We start from the raw sequence: 5990 nt of genomic DNA on the forward strand, positions 1-5990 counted from the left end.
ATAACTCCGTCCGGGGTCAGGGGAATCTCGCTCTCAATCTATTTGCGCAACAAAGCCTGTACAGCCACGCGCCTCTCGAGAAGGTGCTGGCGGAATACTTCGCCGACGCGCCCCTCGACGACGCGGTGACGAAGACCTTCGTGACCTGCTACGACATCCAGAGCCGCGAGCCGGTCTTCCTCAAGAGCTGGAAGGAGGAGCACCGCGCCGTCCCGATGGCCTATGCGGCACGGGCCACCTCCGCGGCCCCGACCTTTTTCGAACCCGCGCTGGTCCGCGTCGGCGACTCGATGCGCGCGCTGATCGACGGCGGGGTGTTCGTCAACTCGCCGGCGGTCTCCGCCTACGCGGAGGCGAGGAAGATCTTCCCGGACGAGACCGAGTTCTTCGTCCTGTCGCTCGGCACCGGGGAGCTGACCCGCCCGATTGCCTACGACAAGGCCAAGGACTGGGGCAAGGCGGAGTGGCTGCCCGAGGTGCTGAGCTGCATGTTCGACGGCATGGAGGACGCCGCCTGCTACCAGATGAGGATGTTCCTCGGCGAGAGCTTCATCCGCCTGCAGACCGACCTGTCGATCGCCTCGGACGACATGGACGCGGCGAGCGAAGAGAACATCGGAAGGCTCCGGGCCGAGGCGAAGAAGCTGCTCGACACGCACCGCAGGGAGCTGGACGAAGCCTGCCGCCTGCTGGCGATGTGAGCCGATGCCAGCCGGACACGGGCGGCTTCGCGGCGGCCCGGGCCGGCTGGGACAAGCGCTCGGCATCACGCGCGCGCACGACGGCCTGCTGCTGGACCGTCCGCCGTTCCTGGTGCTGCCGGCGTCCGCGCCCGCCAAGCTGGTGGCCGGACCACTCATCGGCATCTTGAAGGCGGTCGACGTGCCCCGGCGCTTCTGGCTGGCCGGCTCCCGCTTCGTGAGCCGGTCGTTCCGTTGATGTCCCGCGGTGCCGGGACTTCCCCGTCCCGGGGTGGCGGGGCACCTCGTCCCGGGGTGGCAGGTCGCCCGCTGCCCGGGCATCCTTGCGATGGGTATGGGCCGACGCGCCGCGATCACCGGCGCAGGCGGCTCCCGGAACCGGCGCGCCTCCGGGGGGCAGCTCCCGGCTCGGCAGCCACTCCCGCTCGCGGTTGCCATGTTCCCCCCGGATCCCGACAGGAGGCTTTCATGCATGACGACGCCCTCGCGCGCGCAGTGCGGCGCTGGAAAATCGGGTTCGCCGCTTTCGCCACCGCCGCCGCGGTGTCCGGCCTGGGCGGCTGCGGCGGCGGAAATGCCCCGGGCGCGATGCGCGATGCGACCCAGGGTGCCGCCGATCCGGCAACGACGAGCTACCACGCCACCCGGATCGGCCCCGGGTACGGCTTTGCCGTGAATGCCTCGGGACAGGTCGCCGGCAACGTCCCCTCCTCGAATGGCGAGGCAAGCGCCTTTCTCCTCGACGGCTCGCGACGGCTCGAGATCCGCTCCCCGGACCGCGGCATCGTCGAGGCGATCGACCTGAACGACGCCGGCCAGGTGGTGGGCAGCTTCTCGAATGCGGACGGCGTGCAGGAAGCCTTCTCCTGGACGAGCCAGGGCGGCTTCGTGCGCATTGCTCCCCGGTCGGACAAGGTGCTCGCCTCGCGGGCCCACGACGTCAACCAGTCCGGCCAAGTGGTCGGCACCCTCGTCACGCCGCAAGGCGACAAGGGCTTCCTGTGGAGTCCCGCGACCGGCCTCGTGACCCGCTTCGGCGAGGACACCTACCTCGCGAGCGCGCTGCGCATCAACGACACGGGCCTCATCGCGGGCGAGGTGCTGTCCGACGGGCGGCGACGCCCCGTGCTGCTGGAGATCGCCAGCGGCGCCCTCGCCTTCGTGGCGCCGGCGCCGGCGGGAAGCCTGCGCCCCGCCGGGCCGCGCCTGCCGATCCACCTCAACGACGCGGGGGAAGTGGCCGGAAGCCTGGACAGCCCGCTGGGGCCGCAATTCGCGCGCGCCTTCTACGCGCGCCCCCGGGAGGGCCTCTTCGTCGATCTCGAGGCCCGCGTCTCGCAGCAGTTCCCCGGCAGGCACCACGAGGAGCTCGGCACCTTCGTGACCGCCCTCAACGAGCGGGGCGAGGTCCTCATCGGCGTGCCCAACGGCCTGCAGGCCTACTTCTGGAGCGCCGCGGAGGGCCTGGGCGACATGCGCCCTCCCGCGGCTGGATCCTCTCTGTTCTTCAACGCGCTCAACCGGCACGGCGTCGCCGTCGGCCTCGCGGAGGACCGGACCGCCTACGCGCTGGCATGGACCCGTGCGTCGGGAGCCGTCGAGCTCGAGCGGCGCATCGTCAACCGCCCGGAGGAGCCGGGGCGGTGGCTGCGCACGGCCCGGGCGATCAACGACCGGGGCCAGATCCTGGGCCTCGGCGAGTTCGGCGCGGTGCTGCTCACGCCGGTCGCCGAAGGCCTCTCCGGCACCCTCCCGGGCCCCTGACCGCGACCGGCGCCGGCCCGGGCCGCCCGCCGTCCTCGCGCCCCCGTTCCCGCCCACCTGAGCAAACGGGGCTCCCGCCCGCGCCTGCGGCTTCTGCGACCGGCGCGGCGCGGCGCGGCGCTTCGCCCTAGGCTTGCGGCGCCGTCGGTTCGGCATCCGGAGAAGTCCATGGACCGTGAAAGTCTCGCCCGCATGCCGCTGCTGCTGCGTCGCCGCCTCCTGCTCGCGCTCGCGGGCACCACCCTCGCCGGCCTCGCCGCATGCGGGGGCGGCGGCGAGGGCCCGGACGTGGCCGCGGCCGCCGCGGCGAAGCCGGAGCGCGCGCGGCCCCTGGCCTCGCACGACCCCGCCGCGACCACCTACCGCGTCACGCAGTTGCCGCTGCCGGTCGAATCTGCGTTCGTGTTCCGCAACGGCCTCAACGAGGCCGGGCAGGTCGCGGGCCAGCAGTTCACCGCCGAGGGCGGACGCGGCTTCTTCTTCGACGGCGCCGGCATCCACTACTTCACGCCGTCCGCGCCGTTCGCGTCCGGCGCCTGGCGCAGCTCGGTGCGCTTCGTCAACGGACTCGACGCCTCCGGCCGCGTGGTGGGCAGCTACGACTACGAGCAAGCCGACACGCCGCCGGAACGCGCGGGGGTGCAAGGCAACGAAGCTTTCCTGTGGAGCCGCGAGGGCGGCTTCGTGCGCGTCACGCCGAACCTGTGGGCGGAGAGCCGCCACCTGGGCAGCGCCGGTCACGTGGCCGGCACCGTGTATCGCCCCGACGGGCGGCGCGAGGGCTTCCTGTGGAGCGCGCGCGACGGGCTGCGCACCGACTTCGGCGCGGAGTTGCGTCTCGAGGAAGCCTGGGTGGTGAACGGCGCCGGGCTGCTCGGCGCCCATGGCAGCCAGCGCGGGCTCAACGGCGCGCTGCTGATCGACACGATCTCGGGCCGCACCACGCTGGTCCCGGGCACCGGCGAGTACGGCCGCGTCGCCGACATCAACGAGGCGGGCGACGCCGCCGGCGAGGTGCTGACGGCCGGCGACCGCTTCCACGCCTTCTTCGCCAACCCCTCGCGCGGCATCGCCCCGATCGACCTCGGCCCGGCGGTCGGCGCGGAGCACGACGCCTTCGCGGTGGACCTGAACGAGCGCGGCGAGCTGCTGCTGTCGGTGAACCGCCGCGACCGTCCGCCCGAGACGCGCGGCGCCGCCTACCTGTGGAGCCAGGCGCTCGGTGCGATCGAGATGGGGACGCCGCCCGGGGCGCACGCCTCCCCGTCGGCGATCAACAACCACGGCCTGGTGGTCGGCTCGCACGACGTGTGGAGGGGCGCCGAGTACGCCGGCAGCCGTGCCTTCGCGTGGACGCGCGAGTCCGGCATGGTGGACCTGGCGAGCCGGGTGCAGAACGCGCCGCAGGGCTTCCGCCTGCATTTCGCGACCGCCGTGAACGACAGCGGCGTGATCCTGGCCGGGGCCGACAGCGGGCTGGTGCTGCTGACGCCGGTCACCGCGCCGCCGGCGAGCCAGCCGCCGCTGGTCGGCGCGATCACCGGCACGGAGACGGCGCCGGCCGGAGCGCGCGCGACCTTCGCCGCCACCTTCAGCGACGTCGATGCCGCCGAGACCCACAGCGCGACCTGGAACTGGGGCGACGGCAGCGCGCCGCAGGCCGGCAGCGTGAGCGGCAGCGGCGGCGCGGGCCGGGTCGAAGGCGCGCATGTCTACCGCAGCGCCGGCGTCTACACCGTGAGCCTGCGCGTGACCGACAGCGGCGGGCGCAGCACCGAGGTGAGCCGCGAGATCGTGATCCACGACCGCGGCGCGGGCTTCGTCAAGGGCAACGGCTGGCTGCGCTCGCCGGCAGGCGCCGACGCGCAGGCGCCGGCCGCGGCGGGCCGGGCGCACTTCAACTTCGTCGCCAGGTACAAGCAGGCCGGCAAGTCGCGCAAGGAGCACTCGAAGGCCGCGTTCAGCTTCCGCACCGAGCGCCTGCACTTCCATGGCAGGGCGCTCGAGGTGCTGGAGATCGACGGCCCGCGGGCGCGGCTCGAGGGCGTCGGCAGCCTCAACGGCGAGCGCGGCCACCGCTTCGAGCTCACCGCGCTCGACGGCGCGACGCGCCCCGGCGACCGGCTGCGCGTGCGCATCTGGCGCGACGAACGGCAGGGCGGCCGGCGGCTGGTCTACGACAGCCAGCCCACCGGCACCCCGGGCGCGCCGCTCGGCGGCGGCAACATCGTGGTGCGCCCCCGCTGAGGCGGGGGGCGGCCGCCCCGGGGGCCGGGCTCAGCCGGCCTTCGGCGCCTCGACGTGGCCGCCGAACTTGAAGCGCATCGCCGACAGCATCTTCTCGGCGAAGGTGTGGTCCTGGCGCGAGCGGAAGCGCGCGTAGAGCGCCGCGGTCAGCACCTCGGCGGGCACCGCCTCCTCGATCGCCGTCTGCACCGTCCAGCGGCCCTCGCCCGAGTCCTGCACCACGCCGGAGAAGTTCGACAGCGAGGGGTTCTCGGCCAGCGCCTCGGCGCTCAGGTCCAGCAGCCAGGACGACACCACGCTGCCGCGGCGCCAGACCTCGGCGATGTCGGCCAGGTTCAGCTCGTAGCGGCGCTCGGCCGGGATGCTGGGCTTGGAGACGTTGCGCATGATGTCGAAGCCCTCGGCGAGGGCCTGCATCATCCCGTACTCGATGCCGTTGTGGATCATCTTGACGAAGTGGCCGGCGCCGGCCGGGCCGCAGTGCAGCCAGCCGCGCTCGGCACTGCGCTCCTCGGCGCCTTCCCCGCGAGACGTGCGCGGGATGCTGCCGAGCCCGGGCGACAGCGTCTCGAAGATCGGCGCGAGGCGCTGCACCGCGGCCGCGTCGCCGCCGATCATCAGGCAGTAGCCGCGCTCCAGGCCCCAGACGCCGCCGCTGGTGCCGATGTCGAGGTAGTCGATGCCGCGGGCCTTCAGTTCCGCGGCGCGGCGCACGTCGTCGTGGAAGTGCGTGTTGCCGCCGTCGATGATCACGTCGCCGGGTGCGAGGCGCTCGGCCAGCGCGGCGATCGCCGCCTCGGTGGGCTCGCCGTGCGGCAGCATGACCCACACCGCGCGCGGCGCGCTCAGTTGCGCGACGAGCTGGTCGAGGTCCGTCGAGGGCACGGCGCCCTCGCCCGCCAGCTTGTCGACCACCGTCGCGTCGACGTCGTGGACCACGCATTCGTGCCCGGCGCGCATCAGGCGCCGCACGATGTTGCCGCCCATGCGGCCGAGTCCGACCATTCCAAGTTGCATTTCAGTTCACCGTCTATCAATCAGGAAAAGCGAATGCGCGCCGGGACCGAGGCCGCCGGCGCGCCTTGTGTCATCTGTCCGGGCGAAGCGCGCAGGCTTGCCCGGCGCCTGTTCAGCGTGCCCCGCCGCGCAGGCTCGCCGCCTGCTGCGCGAGCGCCGTGATGCGGCTCCAGTCGCCGTCGCGCACCGCGTCGGCGGGCGCCAGCCACGAGCCGCCGCACACCGCGACGTTGGGCAGCGCGAGGAACTGCGGCGCGTTCT

5 protein-coding genes and 1 pseudogene are annotated in these 5990 nt (G+C 73.3%); 4 read left to right on the forward strand and 2 right to left on the reverse strand.

Features of this window, described 5'->3' with window-relative positions; genetic code table 11:
• The 4 genes from D3A59_RS24455 to D3A59_RS24470 all read left to right on the forward strand — a co-directional run.
• The coding region (locus D3A59_RS24455; RefSeq protein ID WP_119157921.1) for a patatin-like phospholipase family protein at window positions 1-701 on the forward strand (701 nt) is incomplete at its 5' end.
• A gap of 4 nt (window positions 702-705) precedes the next feature.
• Entirely contained in the window at window positions 706-939 is a 234-nt protein-coding gene (locus D3A59_RS24460; RefSeq protein WP_119157917.1) for a DNA-3-methyladenine glycosylase, read from the forward strand.
• A 230-nt stretch (window positions 940-1169) separates the two neighbouring features.
• Entirely contained in the window at window positions 1170-2465 is a 1296-nt protein-coding gene (locus D3A59_RS24465; RefSeq protein WP_119157918.1) for a hypothetical protein, read from the forward strand.
• Between the two features lie 168 nt (window positions 2466-2633).
• Window positions 2634-4712, forward strand: coding sequence for a PKD domain-containing protein (locus D3A59_RS24470; RefSeq protein ID WP_157991697.1), 2079 nt, complete (start codon window positions 2634-2636; stop codon window positions 4710-4712).
• A 30-nt stretch (window positions 4713-4742) separates the two neighbouring features.
• Here the strand turns inward: D3A59_RS24470 and gnd are convergent, their stop codons facing one another.
• Both gnd and D3A59_RS24480 read right to left on the reverse strand, forming a co-directional pair.
• Window positions 4743-5729, reverse strand: a complete 987-nt coding sequence (gene gnd, locus D3A59_RS24475) for a phosphogluconate dehydrogenase (NAD(+)-dependent, decarboxylating) (RefSeq protein ID WP_119157920.1) — start codon at window positions 5727-5729, stop codon at window positions 4743-4745.
• A gap of 112 nt (window positions 5730-5841) precedes the next feature.
• A pseudogene (locus D3A59_RS24480) lies at window positions 5842-5990 on the reverse strand (keto-deoxy-phosphogluconate aldolase); the annotation flags it as partial.

This window comes from Caldimonas tepidiphila (assembly GCF_003569765.1).
GTDB lineage: Bacteria > Pseudomonadota > Gammaproteobacteria > Burkholderiales > Burkholderiaceae_C > Caldimonas > Caldimonas tepidiphila.